The following is a 19,100-nucleotide window of genomic DNA, read 5'->3' on the forward strand; positions in this document are numbered from 1 at the left end:
GCACCGCGCCTCCCCGGCCCCAGGTCCACCCGTTCGAGTGAGCCGTATGAATACCCGGTTGTTACGCCTTTCCGCGCACGCCCTGCGCGAGCTCACCGGCGAGCGCGCGGACGGCCTCGACGCCGGCCGCGTCGTCCGGGGCGTCCAGCATCCGCTTGACGAAGGCCGAGCCGACGATCACGCCGTCGGCGAAGCCGGCGACCTCGGCTGCCTGCCGGGCGTCGGAAACACCGAGGCCGACGCAGACCGGCAGGTCCGTGCCGGTGGCCCGGGTGCGCTCGACCAGGTCCTGGGCCTGCGCGCCGACCGACTCACGGGTGCCGGTGACACCCATCAGCGAGGCGGCGTAGACGAAACCGCTGCCCGCCGCGGTGATCTTGGCGAGCCGCTCGTCCTTGCTGCTGGGCGCCACGACGAAGACGGTCGCGAGCCCGTGCTTGTCCGCGTGCTCCCTCCACAGCGCCGATTCCTGCACCGGCAGGTCGGGCAGGATGCAGCCCGCCCCGCCCGCCTCGGCGAGCTCGGCGGTGAAGCGCTCGACGCCGTAGCGGTCGATCGGGTTCCAGTACGTCATCACGAGCACCGGCTTTCCGGTGGCCTCGTACGCCTCCTTGACCGTCCGCATGACGTCGGCGATCTTGACGCCGCCACGCAGGGCGATGTCGTCGGCGGTCTGGATGACCGGGCCGTCCAGGACGGGGTCGCTGTGCGGCAGACCGACCTCGACGATGTCCGCGCCGCCGTCGAAAACGGCCTTGATCGCCTCGATGCCGCCGTCCACGGTCGGGAACCCGGCCGGGAGGTAGGCGATGAGGGCGGCGCGGCCCTCGGCCTTGGTGGCGGCGAGGGTGTCGGTCAGCAGCTGACCCTTTCCGCCGATGAATTCAGCCCCGCTCACTTGGCGTCCCCCTCGATCTCGGCGGTGTCGGTGTCCGCGTCGGCGGTGACCTCGGCGTCGGCGTCGTACAGGTCGAAGTAGCGGGCGGCGGTGTCCATGTCCTTGTCACCGCGCCCGGACAGGTTGATCACGATCAGCCCGTCCTTGCCCAGCTCCCGGCCGACCTCCAGGGCGCCGGCCAGCGCGTGGGCGCTCTCGATCGCCGGGATGATGCCCTCGGTCCGCGACAGCAGGCGCAGGGCCTGCATGGCGGCGTCGTCGGTGACCGCGCGGTACTCGCCGCGGCCGGTGTCCTTGAGGTAGGAGTGCTCGGGCCCGATGCCCGGGTAGTCCAGACCGGCCGAGATCGAGTACGGCTCGGTGATCTGGCCCTCCTCGTCCTGGAGGACGTAGGACCGCGAGCCGTGCAGGATGCCGGGCTCGCCGGCGGTCAGGGTCGCCGCGTGCTCGCCGGTCTCGACGCCGTGCCCGGCGGGCTCGCAGCCGATGAGGCGGACGTCCGCGTCCGGGATGAAGGCGTGGAAGAGGCCGATGGCGTTGGAGCCGCCGCCGACACAGGCGATGGCGGCGTCGGGGAGGCGTCCCGCGCGCTCCAGGATCTGGCGGCGGGCCTCGACGCCGATGACGCGGTGGAAGTCGCGCACCATGGCCGGGAACGGGTGCGGTCCGGCGACGGTCCCGAAGAGGTAGTGGGTGTGCTCGACGTTGGCGACCCAGTCGCGGAAGGCCTCGTTGATCGCGTCCTTCAGCGTGCGGCTGCCGGACTTCACGGCGATGACCTCGGCGCCGAGCATGCGCATCCGGGCCACGTTCAGGGCCTGGCGCTGGGTGTCGATCTCGCCCATGTAGATGGTGCACTCGAGCCCGAACAGCGCGCAGGCGGTGGCGGTGGCGACCCCGTGCTGGCCGGCCCCGGTCTCCGCGATGACGCGGGTCTTGCCCATGCGCTTGGTGAGCAGCGCCTGGCCGAGCACGTTGTTGATCTTGTGGGAGCCGGTGTGGTTGAGATCCTCGCGCTTGAGGAACACCCGCGCGCCACCGGCGTGTTCGGCGAACCGGGGTACCTCGGTGAGCGCCGACGGTCGGCCTGTGTAGTTGACGAGCAGGTCGTCGAGCTCACGGGCGAACTCGGGGTCGTGTTTGGCCTTGTCGTACTCGACGGCGACCTCGTCCACGGCGGCGACGAGGGCCTCCGGGATGAACTTGCCGCCGAAGGTGCCGAAGTAGCCTTCGGGGGTGGGGATTTGACCCTCGGGGTCGGGGATGAAGAACTCGCTGGGCATGCTTGAACCTCACGGTGAGTGTTTGGAAGGACACTGATCGCCGTGGGGGCGAGGATGGTTGGTTGACTGCGGGACCGTTGTGGCTGGTCGCGCCGTTCCCCGCGCCCCTAAAAGGGGCGCTGCCATCGCCGGCCGTTCACCTGGCCCGGCTCGTCACCGATGACGTATCTCACCCGGCGGCCGTGTACCCGCCTCGCGGGCGCGCGGCAGCCGCGGGGACGGCAGCCGCGCGCGAGGCGGGCGTGCCGGTCCGTGGTCGCCAGGGTGATTGTCACAGTCATCGCCGCTCAGCCTACCGGGAGATCAGCCCCGGCCGTGCCGCAGTGCGGGGTGCTCCCCCGCGGCCACCAGGTCGGAGACCGCCGTCTTGGGGTCCTTGCCGGTCACCAGGGATTCGCCGACGAGAACCGCGTCGGCGCCGGCGTTGGCGTACGCGATGAGGTCGTGCGGGCCGCGGACACCGGACTCGGCGATCTTGACGATGTGGGCGGGGATCTCGGGGGCGATCCGCTCGAACGTCGAGCGGTCGACCTCCAGCGTCTTGAGGTTGCGCGCGTTGACGCCGATCACCTTGGCGCCCGCGTCCACCGCGCGGTCGACCTCGTCCTCGTCGTGCACCTCGACCAGCGGCGTGAGCCCGATGGACTCGGCACGCTCGATCAGGGACTCCAGGGCCGACTGCTCCAGGGCCGCGACGATGAGCAGCGCGAGGTCGGCGCCGTAGGCCCGGGCCTCCCACAGTTGGTACGAGGTGACGATGAAGTCCTTGCGCAGCACGGGGATGTCCACGCGCGCGCGGACCGCCTCCAGGTCGGCCAGCGAGCCGCCGAAGCGGCGCTGTTCGGTGAGGACGGAGATGACGGCGGCGCCGCCCGCCTCGTAGTCCGCGGCGAGTCCGGCCGGGTCGGCGATCGCGGCCAGCGCGCCCTTGGAGGGGCTGGAGCGCTTGACCTCGCAGATCACCTTGACGCCTTCGCCGCGCAGCGCGGCGATCCCGTCCTTGGCCGCGGGTGCCTTCGCCGCGCGCTCCTTGAGCTCGTCGAGGCTGACGCGCGCCTGCCGCTCCGCGAGGTCGGCACGGACTCCGTCGATGATCTCGTCGAGCACACTCACGCGAGCGGCCCCCTTCCAGCGGTTGACTGTTCAAGCGGTTCGGCTTCCGCCACCGGCCTGTCCCATCAGGAGAAAACCGGTGGTCACTGCGATGGTATCCGGAGGAAGGCGTAGGCCTCGCATCCGGTTGACGCCGACCCCTCTACCTGGACCTTCGCCAGTTGATCAAGGGTGTAGCCAGCCACCGAACGGCAGGTTCCGGACAACCGTGAAGACCAGCAGCGACGCGCCGAGCGTCCACATCAGCACCGGCCCCGGATCGATCCGCATGGGGCGCCCGCGCACCGCGTGGACCACCCAGACGGTCCACAGCACCGCGAAGGCCAGATAGCCCAGGACGGCCGGCGCGTTGTCCTGGAGCGCCGCCGCGAAGTCCCCGTGGACGAAGGCGTGCGCGCTGCGCAGTCCGCCGCAGCCGGGGCAGTAGATGCCGGTGTAGCGCAGCAGCGGGCAGACGGGGTAGTGGCCGGGCTCGTTGGGGTCCACGGTCCCGACGTAGGCGAAGGCCCCGGCGACCGCCGCGAGCACTCCGGCGGGCACCGCCAGCCGCCCCAGCACGGCCCCGGCGCCGGACGGCGTCACCTTCGGGCCGGGCGGTGTCAGTCGCTGGCTCTGGTGGCTGTCGGCGTTCACGTCTCGCATTGTGCCCTGCGCGGACCGAACACGCGTGAGGGACGGCCGCCCGGGCCGCCCCTCAATAACCTCGATAAGTCGTGCGCCACCGCCGTACGGAAATCAGCTCTCGACGCTCGCCGGTTCGCGCTTCTGTGCCGTCTGGTGCACCGGGTGGTTGCTCTTCGGCTGGCCCAGGCCCATCGCCCGCATGATCCAGCCGACCACGCCGCCGAGGACCACGATCACCAGACCGCCCCAGAAGCCCGCCGGGACGGCCATCACCATGAAGGCGCCCGAGACGGTGAAACCGATGAAGGCGATGATGACACCGGTCCAGGCGGCCGGGGTGTGACCGTGGCTGCTGCCCGCCATGACTTGCTCCTCGTTGCTGTGTACGTGTGTGTACGTGTGTGAGCCGGACGCTCGTGGTTCATTGTCCCGCACGCGCGCGTGCGGGCGGCCCGGGGGTCACTCCTCGCGCGTACGTGAGGCCTGTTGGGCTTCGGATCGGGGGCCTATGGATCGGGGCTTATGCCCCGGTGGGGTCCTCGCCCCGGTCGAGGGCCTTCCACAGGTCCTCGGGCCGGTCGGGGTCGATGGTGGCCGGCTTGCGGCGCGGGCGGGGCGCGCCGTCCCGCTCGTAGCGGCCGGACATCGCGGGCCAGTGCCGGCCGTAGCGCAGGGCGAGCAGGCCGGCGAGGAGGATCAGGGCGCCGCCCGCGGCCGCGAGGTAGGGCCAGGCGGTGTGGGTGAGCGCTTCCACGGTGGCCGAGGTGTCGCCGGAGGCCTGTGCGGCCTTCTCGTCGAGCGCGGAGCTGTCGGAGATGCCGAGGAGGGCCGCGGCGATCGTGCCGGCGCCGGAGAGGGCGAGGAGGGTGGCGACCAGGAAGCGGCCGGCCTTGCGGACGGCGAAGACGGCGACGAGCGCGGCGAGGCCCACTATGGCGAGGGCGGCGGGAACGCCGGTGACGTCGCTGCCCGTCGCGGTCAGGGGGAAGTTGCCGCCGGCCACCGTCGTGGTGCCCTCCGACCATCGCTGCCGGGTGGCCAGCAGCGCCACGGCCGCGCCGAGCGCACCCGACAGCAGGGCGACGGCGAGGCTCCGGCGGCCGGTACGGGCGGGTCCGGCCGCTTCGGAGTGAGGGTGAGGTACGGCAGTCATGTACCCCACTATCGCCCTAACATCGGGCGAACCGTTACCCGGGGTTGCGTGAGAAGCGCCCCACTTGCCTGGGAAGCGCCACTGAGAAGCGCCTTACTGCCCCAGCCGGTTGGCCGTGTGGACCGCCCGCAGGACCGCCGCCGCCTTGTTGCGGCACTCGGTGTCCTCGGCGACCGGGTCGGAGTCGGCGACGATGCCGGCGCCCGCCTGGACGTACGCGGTGCCGTCGCGCAGCAGGGCCGTACGGATGGCGATGGCGGTGTCGGAGTCGCCGGCGAAGTCGAGATAGCCCACACAGCCGCCGTACAGGCCGCGCCGGGACGGCTCGAGTTCGTCGATGATCTGCATCGCGCGGGGCTTCGGGGCGCCGGAGAGGGTACCGGCCGGGAAGCAGGCGGTCAGCACGTCGAAGGCCGTGCGGCCCGCCGTGATCCTGCCGGTGACCGTCGAGACGATGTGCATGACGTGCGAGTACCGCTCGACGGACATGAAGTCGACGACCTCGACCGAGCCCGGCTCGCAGACCCGTCCGAGGTCGTTGCGTCCGAGGTCGACGAGCATCAGGTGTTCCGCGCGCTCCTTCGGGTCGGCGAGCAGCTCGTCGGCGAGGGCCTGGTCCTCCTGCGGGGTGGCCCCGCGGTGCCGGGTGCCGGCGATGGGGTGGACCATGGCCTGTCCGTCCTCGACCTTGACCAGGGCCTCCGGGGACGAGCCGACGACGTCGAACTCGTCGAAGCGGAACAGGTACATGTACGGGGAGGGGTTGGTCGCCCTCAGGACCCGGTACACGTCCAACGCGCTTGCCGTGCACGGCGTTTCGAAGCGCTGCGAGGGGACGACCTGGAAGGCCTCGCCCGCGCGGATGCGCTCCTTGATGTCCTCGACGGCCTCCTGGAAGTCGGGGCCGCCCCAGAGCGCGGTGTACTCGGGGAGTTCGGAGGGCGGGAGGACCGCGGGGGGCTGGGCGACCGCGCGCGAGAGGTCGGCCTCCATGGCGTCCAGGCGGGCGACCGCGTCGGCGTGGGCCTCGTCGACGCCCGTGTCGAGGTCGTTGTGGTTGATCGCGTTGGCGATCAGCAGGACGGAGCCCTCCCAGTGGTCCATGACGGCGAGGTCGCTGGTGAGGAGCATGGTCAGCTCGGGGAGCTTCAGGTCGTCCCGCTCGCCGGGGCCGATCTTCTCCAGGCGGCGCACGATGTCGTAGCCGAGGTAGCCGACCATGCCGCCGGTGAAGGGCGGCAGGCCCTCCTGGTGGGGGGTGTGCAGGGCCTCGATGGTGGCGCGCAGGGCGGCCAGCGGGTCGCCGTCGACCGGGACGCCGACGGGCGGGGTGCCGAGCCAGTGGGCCTGGCCGTCGCGCGCGGTGAGGGTGGCGGCGGAGCGGACGCCGACGAAGGAGTACCGGGACCACGAGCGGCCGTTCTCCGCGGACTCCAGCAGGAAGGTGCCGGGGCGCTCGGCGGCGAGCTTGCGGTAGAGCGCGACCGGGGTGTCGCCGTCGGCGAGGAGCTTGCGGGTGACGGGGATGACGCGGCGGTCGGTGGCCAGCTTGCGGAACGTGTCGAGGTCCATGGCGGCTGACCCTACTGATCCGTGGCGCCGGCACCGGAATCGGCGCCGTCCTTGAGGAGCACGTCGGCGTCGAAGCAGGTGCGCGCGCCGGTGTGGCAGGCGGCGCCCACCTGGTCGACCTTGACCAGCACGGTGTCGGCGTCGCAGTCGAGGGCGACGGACCTGACCCACTGGTAGTGGCCGGAGGTGTCGCCCTTGACCCAGTACTCCCGGCGGCTGCGCGACCAGTACGTGCAGCGGCCGGTGGTCAGGGTGCGGTGCAGCGCCTCGTCGTCCATCCAGCCGAGCATCAGCACCTCTCCGGTGTCGTACTGCTGGGCGATGGCGGGCAGGAGGCCGTCGGCGCTGCGCTTGAGGCGCGCCGCGAGCTGGGGGTCGAGGCTGCTGGGCACGGGCGTACTGGTCATGCATGCCATTGTGCCGCGCGCCACTGACAGCGCCGCTGGCCTGTCCGCTGTGCGGACAGGCGGCCCGGCCGTAGGCTGGCTGCCATGTCGACTTTCGCCAAGCGTGAACGACTTCTGCTCGCCGATCTGTTGGAGGCCGAGGGCCCTGAGGCCCCCACCCTCTGCGAGGGCTGGCTCACCCGTGACCTCGCCGCGCACGTGGTGGTGCGCGAGCGCCGCCCCGATGCCGCCGGAGGCATCCTGATCAAGCAGCTCGCGCCCCGTCTGGAGCGAGTGACGGCCGAGTTCACGGCGAAGCCGTACGAGGAGCTGATCCAGCTCATCCGCACCGGCCCGCCGCGCTTCTCGCCCTTCCAGCTCAAGCAGGTCGACGAGATGTCGAACACGATCGAGTTCTACGTCCACACGGAGGACGTCCGCCGGGCCCGGCCCGACTGGACGCCCCGCGAGCTCGACCCGGTCTTCCAGAACGCCCTGTGGTCCCGCCTGGAGCGCACCTCCCGCCTGATGGGCCGCAGCTCCCCGACGGGCCTGGTGCTGCGCCGGCCGGACGGCCAGACGGCGGTCGCCCACCGCGGCACACCGGTCGTCACGGTGACCGGCGCGCCGTCGGAGCTGCTGCTGTTCCTGTACGGCCGCCAGAACGAGGCGGACGTGGAGCTGGACGGCGACAAGGAGGCGATCACCAGGCTGCACCAGGCGAAGCAACTGGGCATCTGACGGGTGGTTCAAGCGCGGGAGCTGGGCATCTGGCACGTGGCTCAGCGCGCCAGCCGGGCATCTGACGGGTGCTTCTTCAGCGCGGCAGCTCGGCCCGGCGCAGGTCGCGGACGCACAGGACCACGACCCCGCCGAGCCCGCAGACGGCCGCGCTGACGACGAACACCGGGCCGGTGCCCCAGGCGCCGACGGCCGCGGCGGACAGCGGCATGCTGAGCGGGGCGAAGCCGAGGCTGACCAGGCCGGCGACGGCGGTGACGCGGCCCAGGTAGGCGGGGTCCGCGTGGGTCTGCGTCAGGGCGCCGCACATCGCGCCGCTGACCCCGGCCAGCAGCCCGACCAGCAGGGCCACTGCGACGGCCGCGAGGACATCCGGGACGAAGGCGAGGGCGCCGATCGCGACCGAACCCGCGAATTGCGCAACTTCTCTTTCTCATCTCCCGGAGCTCAGCGCACAGCCGCCAGCGGCCCGACCGCCTTCACCACGACCCTGATCGAACGCCGCCCGCCATAGCTGAGCGGAACCTCCCGGATGCGGACGACGGCCGTGCCGACGGGATCCGCGCCCGCCGCGACGGCTTTGGCGACCGCTGTCTCGCGGGCCTGCGCCAGGGCGTCCAGGCGGCCCGAGCCGGCCGGGACGACCGTCTCGTGCTCGCCGCTGACCAGGGCGATGGCCGCGCCCACCGCGTTGGCGACGTCGGCGTGGCGGGGCCGTTCGACGCTGTGGCCGTCGACCGTGGCGGGGATCAGCCCGGCCGCGCCGCCCACGGCGACGACCGGCTGGTCGCGGCGGCCGTGGGAGACGAGGCTGACGGCTTCCAAGAGGCTGTGGTCGAAGTCCTCGACGGCGGCCTTCAGCCGGCCGCCCGGCCCGGACCCGAGGCGGGCGCGGTCGCCGAGCGCGAGCCGGCCGGCGAAGACGGCCGCGTCGGTGAGCGTGGGCGTCGAGCCGCCGAAGACCAGGGCCTGCGCCGTGATCGCCCGGTCGACGGATTCGGGTCCCGTGCGGTCCGCGTACACGACGGTGCCGCCGCCGTAGGCGATCGACAGCACGTCGGGCATGGGCAGGTTCGTCCGGACACCGCCGATGACGCTGCCGGCCGCGCTCTCGCGCGCGAAGCCATCGACGAGGACTCCGAGGTCGGTGGTAGTGCCGCCGACATCGGCCACGACGGCGTCGGTCAGGCCGGACAGGAGCGCGGCTCCGCGCAGGGAGTTCGACGGTCCCGATCCGATGGTGAGCAGGGGGAAGCGGTCGGCGTGGGCCGCGTCCATCAAGGTGCCGTCGTTCTGCGTGAAGTACGTGGCGACGTCCAGCCCGTGCTCGTCGAGGGCCTGGGCGAGGGCGGCCGTGACCGCGGCCACCGCCGGCCGCAGGGCCGCGTTGAGGACGGTCGCGTTCTCGCGGGCGAGGAGACCGAGGGCGCCGATCTGATGGCCCATCGACGTGCTGATCCCGGGGCCGAGTTCCGCTCGTACGAGTTCGGCGACCCTCAGTTCGTGCTCCGGGTGGACCGGGCTGAAGACCCCGGTGACAGCGACGGCCTCAGCCCTTCCCGCGATGCCACCCAGGAAGCGTTTGACCGCCTCGACGTCGAGCGGCGCGACCGGATAGCCGTCGATCAGGTGTCCGCCGTCGACCTGGGCCGTGCCCGCCACGGCCGCGCGGCGCAGATCCCCGGGCCAGTCGGCCAGCGGCGGGACCGCGGCGGTGACGGACGCGCCGATCCGCAGGACGCCGACCTTGGCCAGATCGCGGCGTCCGACGACCGCGTTGGTGGCGTGGGTCGTGCCGACCATGACGCTCCGTACGTCACCGGCCCGCGCGCCCAGTTCCGCCAGGACCGCCGCCAGCGCGGCCCGCATACCGGCGGTGACGTCGTCGGAGGTCGGCCGCTTGGCGCGGGCGATCATGCGGTCGTCCCAGTCGAGGGCGACGGCGTCCGTGTTGGTGCCGCCCACGTCGATGCCGATGCGCAGCCATGGTTCTGTACGACGGCTCACCGGCTGTTCCTCTCCAGCAGGGTCTCCACGGGCACGTAGGGGTGCGCGTAACCGAAGGCCGCCGGCCCCGCCGTCTCCAGCCCCCGTGCCGTGCGCCAGAGCGGATCGCACGGCCAGGCGATCACCGTGACCCGCTGGCCGAAGCGCAGCGACTCGGTGGCGATCGGGATGCCGGTGCGCGTGTCGCAGATCGAGATCAGGTCCGGCACGCTCGCCAGGACCGACTCCCCTTCCCGCGCCACCAGGTTCTCGTTCTGGAGGTCGACGCGGAGTTCCCGGCCGAGGTCGAGGCCGCGTCCGGACACGGTCACGCCGCCGCGCACGAACCCCTCGTCCGTGTCCCGGTCCAGGTCCTCGATCGTGCCGGTCAGCAGCCGCCGGGCGCCGAGGGCCGCCACGAGCGCGTCCATGGGTTCGGCGGCGGTGCGGATCACGCGGCCCGCCTCCAGAGCCCGGGACACGGAGCCGTGGACGACCGCACCCTGGTCGGCGGGGGTCAGCAGGTGGTCGGCCAGCAGGGCGGACGAGCCCGAGGCGACGCACAGCGCGCGCCCCCATCGCTCGGCCCAGGCCGCGTCGACCGGCCGGAGCGTGGCGAGGTTGCCGAGCGCGTCGACGAGCACGACGACGGACGGTTCGAGCCCCGCGACATGCATGGACACCATCTGCAGCTCGGGAAAGGCCCGCCCCATGCCGTCCGCGTCGACGAGGGGCAGCCCGAGCTGGGCCGCCCACCCGATGGCCGCCACACCGTTCGCGCCGCCGATCTCCATGGCCATCACCGCGGTGACGGGCCGCCCGGTCAGCCGCTCGACCTCCTCGCGGACGGCCGCCGCCTCCCGGCCGCTGCCCAGCATCTCCTGACTGACCGTCGGCGCCCCGATCATCGACAGGGGCAGGATCAGCCCGTCGGGCGGCAGGCCCGCCATACGTACGAGGGGTACGTCGCCGTGGGCGTGGACGGCGAGGGACGCCGCCAGCAGCTCGCCGGAGACGTCGCCTCCACCGCCGGTGCCGTACACGGCGCAGCCGAGCGCGAGATCCTCCAGATCGGCGGTGGTCAGCACGTGGTGCTCAGACATGACGCCCCTCGCTCCAGCGCCACAGCGCCGCGTACACCGCCACCGTCAGGACGGGCCCGACCAGGAAGCTCACGTCGCCGCCCGCGAGGGCGCCCGAGAGCGGCCCCTGGAAGTCGGTGGTGTTCACGCACAGCAGCGTGCCGAAGGTGCCGACGGCGAGCGCGGCCGTGCCGGCGAGGTTGAAGCCGCCGCGGTACCAGAAGCGGCCGGTGGGCGTCTCGTCGTGCAGGGCGACGCCGTCGTAGCGGTTGCGCCGCAGCACGATGTCCGCGACGTAGAGCGCCATGGAGGGGGCGAGCACGGCCACCGTCACTTCGAGGGCGCGGCTCAGCGAGTCGGTGAAGTCGTGGACGAACAGGGCGTAGGCGGCGAGGGCCATGCTCAGCGCCGCGTCGAGGAACACGGACCGGGCCCGGCTGACCCGCAGCCCCATCGACTGGAGGCACAGGCCCGACGAGTACGCGGTGAGGATGTTGTTCGTGATCGAGCTGAAGACGATGACGAACAGGAACAGCGGATAGAACCAGCCCGGCACGATCTCGGCCAGGTTGGTCTGCGGGTCCGCCATGTCGATCCGCGTGCCGGCCAGGACGCCGAGGACGCCCAGCCCGACCGCCGGGAGGAAGCCGCCGAGGGCGGTGTAGGTCAGCACCCGGGGCAGCGAGACCGTACGCGGCAGATAGCGGGCGTAGTCCGCGCCGTTGGCCCAGGACAGCGGTACGGCGGCGATGATCGCGACGCCGACCGAGAGCGTGGCGAGCAGGTCGCCGCCGTGCAGCGGGGCCTCGGGGACGTAGCCGGTGTCCGTCTCGCGCAGCACGAACACCGCGAGCAGCACCATCACCAGGGCGAGTACGGCGGTGCAGTACGGGCTGATCCGCACGATGGTCGCGTGCCCGTAGACGCTGACGGAGAAGGTCAGCACCGCGGTGACGAGCAGGACGGCCACCTTGACCGGGCCCGAGACGGTCAGCCCCAGGTGGTCGGCCAGCGCGAATCCGGCGAGCGCGCCGAGGGCGAGGTTGACGGCCTCGTACGCGATGGCGACGAGCCAGCCGATGCCCGCGCTGAGCGGACGGTTGCCGCGTACGCCGTACATCGCGCGGGTGACGACCACGCTCGGGGTGCCGGACGGCGGGCCGCTGATGGCAAGCGCGCCCACGCCGGCCCAGTACAGATTGCCCACGACGATCACGAGCACGGACTGCCACACGGTCAGCCCGAGCAGCAGGATCACGCCGCCGAGGATGAAGTAGAGGTAGGTGATCTGGGCGGCGAACCACACCCAGAAGAGTTCGCGCGGACGCCCGTGGCGCTCGGCGTCGGGGATGTGGTCGATGCCGCGGGCCTCGACCCGGCCGGGCAGGTCGCCGCCGGAGTCGGGCGGACTGGTGGCCGTTGCCGGGGCCAGTACCTGCTGAGGGTCCATGGGTTCCACCGCACAAGTTATTGGCCTCATGGCCAACAGAAGGGACGGCGAGGAGTCCACCACGGTACGGGCGGATCGGTCAAGAGTTATTGGCCGGGTGGCCAATAAACAGGTCCGGGGTTTGCCCGGACCGAGCCGCCTGACGTAGGAAGTGCCGTATGAGCGCAACGCAGCCCACCGCCAGGAGCCGACGTCTGTCCCCCGCCGAGCGGCGACAGGAGATCATCGAGGCGGCGGCGGCCCTCGCGCTGGAGGAGGGGCTCGCGGCCGTGACCTACCGCGGCGTCGCCGCCCGGCTCGGCTGCGCGCCGGGCCTGGTCCACCACTACTTCGACGTGGTGGAGGCGCTGGAGGCCGAGGCGTTCACGCATGCCGTCACCACCGACTTCGAGCGCACCTTCCAGGAGGTCGAGGAACTCGGCGACGCGGTGGAGGGCCTACGGCACATGCTGCGCGTGTGGGTCTCGGAGAGCCCGGAGCCGCACAAGACGGTGTGGCTCGACGCCTGGTATCTGGCGGCCCGCAAACCGCGGGTCCACGCGGCCGTCGACCACGCCATGCGCACCACCCACGGCCTGCTGGTCGCGGTCCTGGAGCGGGGCCTGCGCGAGGAACACTTCGCCCCGCACGATCCCGACGCCCTGGCCTGGCAGCTGCTCACGGCGCTGGACGGCGTCATCGTCCACTCCTCGCTCGGAGTGAACCGGGGCATCGTGGACGTCCGCCGGACCATCGCCCGCTTCACGGAGACGGCCCTGGGCCTCGAACGGGACGCCCTGGCCTCGGCGTTCGACGACTGAGCACGGACCCCGCCAGTGCCCCGACAGGCAACGTTCGCCCCGTCGCGACGTCCGGCACGCTCCCCCGCTGCCTCAAGGGCGCGGGAGGTGCCCCCACTCGCCGCACCGGCCGAAAGCCCAAGTACATCCGGTCCATCGACGGGGCCTTCCGGCCGGCACTCCCCCACAGGGGGGACCCCCAGAGCACGCACCGGACGCCGCTCCTCAACGGGCGGACGTTGCCCGCCGGGGCACTAGCGGACCGGCTGCCCAGCCCCCCGCAGCGTGTCCTTCACCTGGCCGATGCGCAGATCCCCGAAGTGGAAGACGGACGCGGCGAGCACGGCGTCCGCGCCCGCGGCGATCGCGGGCGGGAAGTGGGCAAGGCGCCCCGCTCCCCCGCTGGCGATCAGCGGGACGGTGACGTGCTTGCGCACCGCCTCGATCATCTCGATGTCGTAGCCGTCCTTGGTGCCGTCGGCGTCCATCGAGTTGAGCAGGATCTCGCCCGCGCCCAACTCGGCCGCCTGGTGCGCCCATTCGACCGCGTCGATGCCGGTGCCCTTGCGGCCGCCGTGGGTCGTCACCTCGAAGGACCCGGACTCGGTCCTGCGCGCGTCGACCGACAGCACCAGTACCTGCCGCCCGAACCGCTCCGCGATCTCACGGATCAGCTCGGGCCGGGCGATGGCGGCGGTGTTCACGCCGACCTTGTCCGCGCCCGCCCGCAGCAGCTTGTCCACGTCCTCGGCCGTGCGGACACCGCCGCCGACCGTCAGCGGGATGAACACCTGCTCGGCGGTGCGGCGCACCACGTCGTACGTGGTCTCGCGGTTGCCCGACGAGGCGGTGATGTCCAGGAAGGTCAGCTCGTCGGCGCCCTCGGCGTCGTACACCTTGGCCATCTCGACGGGGTCGCCCGCGTCGCGCAGGTTCTGGAAGTTGACGCCCTTGACGACCCGGCCGTTGTCCACGTCCAGGCAAGGGATGACTCGGACCGCCAGGGTCATGACTGCGACTCTCCGTGTTCTCCGCTGGGGCGGAACGCCTCCACCTCGACCTCGACCACCAGGCTGGGGTCCACGAAGCCGGAGACGATGATCATGGATGCGGCGGGCCGGACGGAGTCGAACAGCTCCTTGTGAGCGCGTCCGACGTCGTCCACGTCCCGGGCATGGGTGATGTGCATGCGCGTACGCACGACGTCGTCGCGGCCGAGCCCCAGCTCCTCCAGCGCCGCGAGGGCGACACCGAAGGCGTTGATCGTCTGCTCGTAGGGGCCGCCGCCGGCGATCTCGCCGTCGATGATCGACGTACAGCCGGAGACCAGCACCAGACCGTTCGGCAGCTCCACCGCGCGGGAGTACCCGAAGGTCTCCTCCCAGGGCGCGCCGGTCGCGACACGTCGTACGCCGCTCACTTGGCTACCGCCTCCAGGGCCTCTTCCAGGGTGAACGCCTTCGCATACAGGGCTTTTCCGACGATGGCACCCTCGACACCGAGAGGCACCAGGCCGGAGATCGCCCTGAGGTCGTCCAGCGAGGACACTCCGCCGGAGGCCACGACCGGACGGTCCGTCGCGGCGCACACATTGCGCAGCAGCTCCAGGTTCGGGCCCTGGAGCGTGCCGTCCTTGGCGATGTCCGTCACCACGTACCGCGCGCAGCCCTCCTTGTCGAGGCGCTCCAGCGTCTCGTAGAGGTCGCCGCCGTCGCGGGTCCAGCCCCGGCCGCGCAGGGTCGTGCCGCGTACGTCGAGACCGACGGCGATCTTGTCGCCGTGCTCGGCGATGACCTTGGCGACCCATTCCGGGGTCTCCAGCGCGGCCGTGCCCAGGTTCACCCGGGTGCAGCCGGTGGCCAGGGCCGCCGCCAGCGAAGCGTCGTCCCGGATGCCGCCGGACAGCTCCACCTTGACGTCCATCGCCTTCGCGACCTCGGCGATCAGCTCGCGGTTGTCGCCCGTCCCGAAGGCCGCGTCCAGGTCGACCAGGTGCAGCCACTCGGCGCCCGAGCGCTGCCAGGCCAGGGCGGCCTCCAGCGGGGAGCCGTACGAGGTCTCGGTCCCGGACTCGCCGTGCACGAGCCGGACGGCCTGGCCGTCGCGGACGTCGACGGCGGGGAGGAGTTCGAGCTTGCTCACAGTGTTCCGATCCAGTTGGTGAGGAGCTGGGCTCCGGCGTCGCCGGACTTCTCGGGGTGGAACTGGGTGGCCCACAGGGCGCCGTTCTCGACGGCGGCCACGAAGGGCTTGCCGTGCGTCGACCAGGTGACCCGCGGGGCGCGCATCGCCGGGTTCGCGGTCTGGAGGTTCCAGTCGTGGACCGCGTAGGAGTGCACGAAGTAGAAGCGGGCGTCCGCGTCCAGGCCGGCGAACAGCTCGGAGCCGGCCGGTGCCTCGACGGTGTTCCAGCCCATGTGGGGCACGATGTCGGCCTGCAACGGCTCGACCGAGCCGGGCCACTCGTCGAGGCCCTCGGACTCCACGCCGTGCTCGATGCCGCGCGCGAAGAGGATCTGCATGCCGACGCAGATGCCCAGCACGGGGCGCCCGCCGGACAGGCGGCGGTCGATGATCCAGTCGCCGCGCGCCTCCTTCAGGCCCTTCATGCAGGCGGCGAAGGCGCCGACGCCCGGCACCAGCAGGCCGTCCGCGTTCATGGCCGTGTCGAAGTCACGGGTTATCTCGACCTCGGCTCCCGCGCGCGCGAGGGCACGCTCGGCGGAGCGGACGTTGCCGAAGCCGTAGTCGAAGACGACGACTCGCTTCGAACCAGCGCGTGAACCAGTGCGTGAACCGGTGCTCAATTCCACACCTCCAGCCTCATGACGCCGGCGACGAGGCACATCGCGGCGGCGATGGACAGCAGCACGATGAGGTTCTTCGGCATCTGCTGCTTGACGAAGGAGTAGATGCCGCCGAGCAGGAAGAGGCCGACAACGATCAGGATGCTCGACAGGCCGGTCACAGCGCGCCCTTCGTGGACGGGAGGATGCCGGCCGCGCGCGGGTCGCGCTCGGACGCGTACCGCAGCGCCCGGGCCAGCGCCTTGAACTGGCACTCCACGATGTGGTGCGCGTTGCGCCCGTACGGCACGTGCACGTGCAGGGCGATCTGGGCCTGGGCGACGAAGGACTCCAGGATGTGCCGGGTCATCGTCGTGTCGTACTCGCCGATCATCGGCGCCATCTTCTCGGGCTCGGTGTGCACGAGGTAGGGGCGGCCGGACAGGTCGACGGTGACCTGGGCGAGGGACTCGTCCAGCGGGACCGTGCAGTTTCCGAACCGGTAGATCCCCACCTTGTCGCCGAGCGCCTGCTTGAAGGCGGCGCCCAGCGCGAGGGCGCTGTCCTCGATGGTGTGGTGCGAGTCGATGTGCAGGTCGCCCTCGGTCTTCACGGTCAGGTCGAACAGACCGTGCCGGCCGAGCTGGTCGAGCATGTGGTCGTAGAAACCGACCCCTGTCGACACATCGACCTTGCCGGACCCGTCGAGATCGATCTCGACGAGGACCGAGGTCTCCTTGGTCACGCGTTCCACGCGTCCTACGCGGCTCATGCGCTCTGCTCCTTCTTGAGTTTCCGGACCGCGTCGAGGAACGCGTCGTTCTCTTCGGGGGTTCCGGCGGTCACCCGCAGCCAGCCGGGCACGCCGTTGTCCCGGACCAGGACGCCCCGGTCGAGGATCTGCCGCCACACCGCCTGGGCGTCGTCGAACCGCCCGAACTGCACGAAGTTGGCGTCCGAGGCCGTCACCTCGTAACCGGCCGCCAGCAGTTCGGCGACCAGCCGGTCCCGCTCCGACTTCAGCTGCTCGACATACCCGAGCAGCGTGTCGGTGTGCTCCAGGGCGGCCAGGGCGGTCGCCTGCGTGATCGCCGACAGGTGGTAGGGCAGCCGTACGAGCTGGACGGCGTCCACGACCGCCGCGTGGGCGGCAAGATAGCCGAGGCGCAGGCCCGCCGCGCCGAAGGCCTTCGACATCGTCCGCGAGACGACGAGATTCGGCCGGCCTTCGAGCAGCGGCAGCAGCGAGTCGCCGTGGCTGAACTCGATGTACGCCTCGTCCACGATCACCATCGACGGCTTCGCCGCCTGCGCGGCTGCATGCAGCGCGAGGACCGTCTCCGGGGGGACCGCGGTGCCCGTGGGGTTGTTGGGGGTGGTGATGAAGACGACGTCCGGCTGGTTCTCGGCGATGGCCTTCTCGGCCGCCGCCAGGTCGATCGTGAAGTCCTCGTTGCGCGGACCGGAGATCCAGCCCGTGCCCGTCCCGCGCGCGATGAGCCCGTGCATCGAGTACGACGGCTCGAATCCGATCGCCGTACGGCCCGGTCCGCCGAAGGTCTGCAGCAACTGCTGGATGACCTCGTTGGAGCCGTTGGCCGCCCAGACATTGGCCGGGCCGACCTGGTAACCGGACGTGTCCGTCAGGTACTTGGCGAGCTGCGTGCGCAGCTCCACCGCGTCCCGGTCCGGGTAGCGGTTGAGGTCGCGGGCCGCCTCGCGCACCCGCTCGGTGATCCGCTCGACCAGGGGCTCGGGCAGCGGGTAGGGGTTCTCGTTGGTGTTCAGCCGTACGGGGACGTCCAACTGGGGCGCGCCGTAAGGGGACTGGCCGCGCAGCTCGTCCCGTACGGGGAGATCGTCGATTCCGAAGTTCACTTGCTCGCCGGTACCTTCCACCCGAACCTCGCCTTGACCGCCGCGCCGTGCGCGGGCAGGTCCTCCGCCTCCGCCAGCGTCACCACGTGATGCGCCACGTCGGCCAGCGCGTCCTGGGTGTAGTCGACGATGTGGATGCCGCGCAGGAAGGACTGGACGGACAGGCCCGAGGAGTGGCAGGCGCAACCGCCGGTGGGCAGGACGTGGTTGGAGCCGGCCGCGTAGTCGCCCAGCGACACGGGCGCCCAGGGGCCGATGAAGATCGCGCCCGCGTTGCGCACGCGGTCGGCCACGGCGGCGGCCTCGGCGGTCTGGATCTCCAGGTGCTCGGCGCCGTACGCGTCGACGACCCTGAGGCCCTCGTCGACCCCGTCGACCAGCACGATCGCGGACTGGCGGCCGCTGAGCGCGGGGACGATCCGGTCCTCGACGTGCTTGCTGGCCGCGACCTGGGGCTCAAGTTCCTTCGCGACCGCGTCCGCGAGCCGCACGGAGTCGGTGACGAGCACGGCGGCCGCGAGCGGGTCGTGCTCGGCCTGGCTGATCAGGTCGGCGGCGACGTGCACCGGGTCGGCCGTCTCGTCGGCGAGGATCGCGATCTCGGTCGGGCCGGCCTCGGCGTCGATGCCGATCCGGCCGGTGAAGTAGCGCTTGGCGGCGGCGACCCAGATGTTGCCGGGGCCGGTGACCATGTTGGCGGGCGGGCAGGACTCGGTGCCGTACGCGAACATCGCGACGGCGGTCGCGCCGCCGGCCGCGTACACCTCGTCGACGCCGAGCAGCGCGCACGCGGCGAGGATCGTCGGGTGCGGCAGGCCGTCGAACTCGGCCTGCGCCGGGGAGGCGAGCGCGATCGACTCGACGCCGGCCTCCTGCGCGGGCACCACGTTCATGATCACGGAGGACGGGTAGACCGACCGCCCGCCGGGCGCGTACAGCCCGACCCGGTCGACCGGCAGCCACTTCTCGGTGACCGAGCCGCCGGGCACGACCTGGGTGGTGTGCGTGCTGCGGCGCTGCTCGCGGTGGACGAGGCGGGCGCGGCGGATGGACTCCTCCAGGGCCGCGCGCACGGCCGGGTCGAGCCGCTCGAGAGCGTCGGCCAAAGCATCCGCCGGAACCCTCACCTGGCCGAGCCTGACGCCGTCGAACTTCTCGGCGAAGTCGATCAGCGCCGCGTCGCCCCGATGATGCACGGCCTCGCAGATCGGACGCACCTTCTCCAGGGCGGCCGAGACGTCGAAGTCGGCTCGGGGCAGCAGGTCGCGCAGGGCGGGGCCCTCGGGGAGGGCGTCGCCGCGCAGATCGATTCGGGAGATCACGCTGCTAATTCTCTCAGACCGGGATCGGGCGTCGTTCGCACGTATCA

At 71.8% G+C, this 19,100-nt stretch carries 21 protein-coding genes and 1 pseudogene; 2 read left to right on the forward strand and 20 right to left on the reverse strand.

Annotation, left to right across the window (positions count from 1 at the left end; all coding sequences use genetic code 11):
* Positions 1-61: 61 nt before the first annotated feature.
* The 8 genes from trpA to hisI form a co-directional block, all read right to left on the reverse strand.
* Entirely contained in the window at positions 62-880 is an 819-nt protein-coding gene (gene trpA, locus AB0I77_RS33285) for a tryptophan synthase subunit alpha (RefSeq protein WP_363286579.1), read from the reverse strand.
* Positions 881-894: 14 nt separating this feature from the next.
* A complete protein-coding gene (gene trpB, locus AB0I77_RS33290) occupies positions 895-2,181 on the reverse strand; it encodes a tryptophan synthase subunit beta (protein ID WP_363286464.1) in 1,287 nt (428 codons plus the stop codon).
* A gap of 303 nt (positions 2,182-2,484) precedes the next feature.
* Positions 2,485-3,294: an indole-3-glycerol phosphate synthase TrpC gene (gene trpC, locus AB0I77_RS33295; RefSeq protein WP_363286465.1), complete on the reverse strand. Its 810-nt coding sequence runs from the start codon at positions 3,292-3,294 to the stop codon at positions 2,485-2,487.
* 165 nt (positions 3,295-3,459) lie between these two features.
* The gene (locus tag AB0I77_RS33300; protein WP_363286466.1) at positions 3,460-3,936 is read right to left on the reverse strand and encodes a DUF2752 domain-containing protein; all 477 of its coding nucleotides are present in this window, start codon (positions 3,934-3,936) and stop codon (positions 3,460-3,462) included.
* Positions 3,937-4,029: 93 nt separating this feature from the next.
* Positions 4,030-4,281 carry an HGxxPAAW family protein gene (locus tag AB0I77_RS33305; protein WP_363286468.1) on the reverse strand — a complete coding sequence of 84 codons (252 nt, stop codon included), beginning with the start codon at positions 4,279-4,281 and terminating at the stop codon, positions 4,030-4,032.
* Positions 4,282-4,438: 157 nt separating this feature from the next.
* A complete protein-coding gene (locus tag AB0I77_RS33310; RefSeq protein ID WP_363286469.1) occupies positions 4,439-5,080 on the reverse strand; it encodes a TIGR02234 family membrane protein in 642 nt (213 codons plus the stop codon).
* Positions 5,081-5,164: 84 nt separating this feature from the next.
* A complete protein-coding gene (locus AB0I77_RS33315; protein ID WP_363286470.1) occupies positions 5,165-6,643 on the reverse strand; it encodes an anthranilate synthase component I in 1,479 nt (492 codons plus the stop codon).
* Positions 6,644-6,654: 11 nt separating this feature from the next.
* Positions 6,655-7,050 (reverse strand): phosphoribosyl-AMP cyclohydrolase, encoded by a 396-nt coding sequence (gene hisI / locus AB0I77_RS33320; RefSeq protein WP_363286471.1) that lies wholly within the window; start codon positions 7,048-7,050, stop codon positions 6,655-6,657.
* Positions 7,051-7,134: 84 nt separating this feature from the next.
* On the opposite strand from hisI, the gene AB0I77_RS33325 reads away from it, so the two are divergent.
* Positions 7,135-7,770, forward strand: coding sequence for a TIGR03085 family metal-binding protein (locus AB0I77_RS33325; RefSeq protein WP_363286472.1), 636 nt, complete (start codon positions 7,135-7,137; stop codon positions 7,768-7,770).
* 76 nt (positions 7,771-7,846) lie between these two features.
* On the opposite strand, the pseudogene AB0I77_RS33330 reads toward AB0I77_RS33325, so the two are convergent.
* The 4 genes and pseudogenes from AB0I77_RS33330 to AB0I77_RS33345 all read right to left on the reverse strand — a co-directional run.
* Positions 7,847-8,182, reverse strand: a pseudogene (locus AB0I77_RS33330) (MFS transporter); the annotation flags it as partial.
* Between the two features lie 35 nt (positions 8,183-8,217).
* Positions 8,218-9,777 (reverse strand): hydantoinase/oxoprolinase family protein, encoded by a 1,560-nt coding sequence (locus tag AB0I77_RS33335; RefSeq protein WP_363286473.1) that lies wholly within the window; start codon positions 9,775-9,777, stop codon positions 8,218-8,220.
* Entirely contained in the window at positions 9,774-10,859 is a 1,086-nt protein-coding gene (locus AB0I77_RS33340; RefSeq protein ID WP_363286474.1) for a DUF917 domain-containing protein, read from the reverse strand. Before AB0I77_RS33340 ends, AB0I77_RS33335 begins: the two co-directional genes overlap by 4 nt.
* On the reverse strand, positions 10,852-12,288 hold the full coding sequence (locus AB0I77_RS33345; RefSeq protein ID WP_363286475.1) for a cytosine permease: 1,437 nt from the start codon (positions 12,286-12,288) through the stop codon (positions 10,852-10,854). The genes AB0I77_RS33340 and AB0I77_RS33345 overlap by 8 nt, the downstream gene beginning before the upstream one ends.
* A 158-nt stretch (positions 12,289-12,446) precedes the next feature.
* Here AB0I77_RS33345 and AB0I77_RS33350 point away from each other — a divergent pair, with 158 nt between their 5' ends.
* Positions 12,447-13,088 carry a TetR family transcriptional regulator C-terminal domain-containing protein gene (locus tag AB0I77_RS33350; protein WP_363286476.1) on the forward strand — a complete coding sequence of 214 codons (642 nt, stop codon included), beginning with the start codon at positions 12,447-12,449 and terminating at the stop codon, positions 13,086-13,088.
* A 233-nt stretch (positions 13,089-13,321) separates the two neighbouring features.
* Here AB0I77_RS33350 and hisF read toward each other — a convergent pair whose 3' ends face one another.
* The 8 genes from hisF to hisD are packed head-to-tail and all read right to left on the reverse strand — an operon-like array spanning position 13,322 to position 19,053.
* Positions 13,322-14,077 (reverse strand): imidazole glycerol phosphate synthase subunit HisF, encoded by a 756-nt coding sequence (hisF, locus tag AB0I77_RS33355; protein ID WP_363286477.1) that lies wholly within the window; start codon positions 14,075-14,077, stop codon positions 13,322-13,324.
* A complete protein-coding gene (locus AB0I77_RS33360; RefSeq protein WP_363286478.1) occupies positions 14,074-14,487 on the reverse strand; it encodes a RidA family protein in 414 nt (137 codons plus the stop codon). Before AB0I77_RS33360 ends, hisF begins: the two co-directional genes overlap by 4 nt.
* The gene (priA, locus tag AB0I77_RS33365) at positions 14,484-15,209 is read right to left on the reverse strand and encodes a bifunctional 1-(5-phosphoribosyl)-5-((5-phosphoribosylamino)methylideneamino)imidazole-4-carboxamide isomerase/phosphoribosylanthranilate isomerase PriA (RefSeq protein WP_363286480.1); all 726 of its coding nucleotides are present in this window, start codon (positions 15,207-15,209) and stop codon (positions 14,484-14,486) included. The genes AB0I77_RS33360 and priA overlap by 4 nt, the downstream gene beginning before the upstream one ends.
* Entirely contained in the window at positions 15,206-15,874 is a 669-nt protein-coding gene (gene hisH / locus AB0I77_RS33370; protein ID WP_363286481.1) for an imidazole glycerol phosphate synthase subunit HisH, read from the reverse strand. The genes priA and hisH overlap by 4 nt, the downstream gene beginning before the upstream one ends.
* Positions 15,871-16,035 (reverse strand): hypothetical protein, encoded by a 165-nt coding sequence (locus AB0I77_RS33375; RefSeq protein ID WP_363286482.1) that lies wholly within the window; start codon positions 16,033-16,035, stop codon positions 15,871-15,873. The genes hisH and AB0I77_RS33375 overlap by 4 nt, the downstream gene beginning before the upstream one ends.
* Positions 16,032-16,625 (reverse strand): imidazoleglycerol-phosphate dehydratase HisB, encoded by a 594-nt coding sequence (gene hisB / locus AB0I77_RS33380; protein WP_046261880.1) that lies wholly within the window; start codon positions 16,623-16,625, stop codon positions 16,032-16,034. The genes AB0I77_RS33375 and hisB overlap by 4 nt, the downstream gene beginning before the upstream one ends.
* Positions 16,622-17,731, reverse strand: a complete 1,110-nt coding sequence (locus AB0I77_RS33385; protein WP_363286483.1) for a histidinol-phosphate transaminase — start codon at positions 17,729-17,731, stop codon at positions 16,622-16,624. Before AB0I77_RS33385 ends, hisB begins: the two co-directional genes overlap by 4 nt.
* Positions 17,728-19,053 (reverse strand): histidinol dehydrogenase, encoded by a 1,326-nt coding sequence (gene hisD, locus AB0I77_RS33390; protein WP_363286484.1) that lies wholly within the window; start codon positions 19,051-19,053, stop codon positions 17,728-17,730. Before hisD ends, AB0I77_RS33385 begins: the two co-directional genes overlap by 4 nt.
* Positions 19,054-19,100: the final 47 nt, after the last annotated feature.

Source organism: Streptomyces sp. NPDC050619, assembly GCF_040654815.1.
GTDB lineage: Bacteria > Actinomycetota > Actinomycetes > Streptomycetales > Streptomycetaceae > Streptomyces.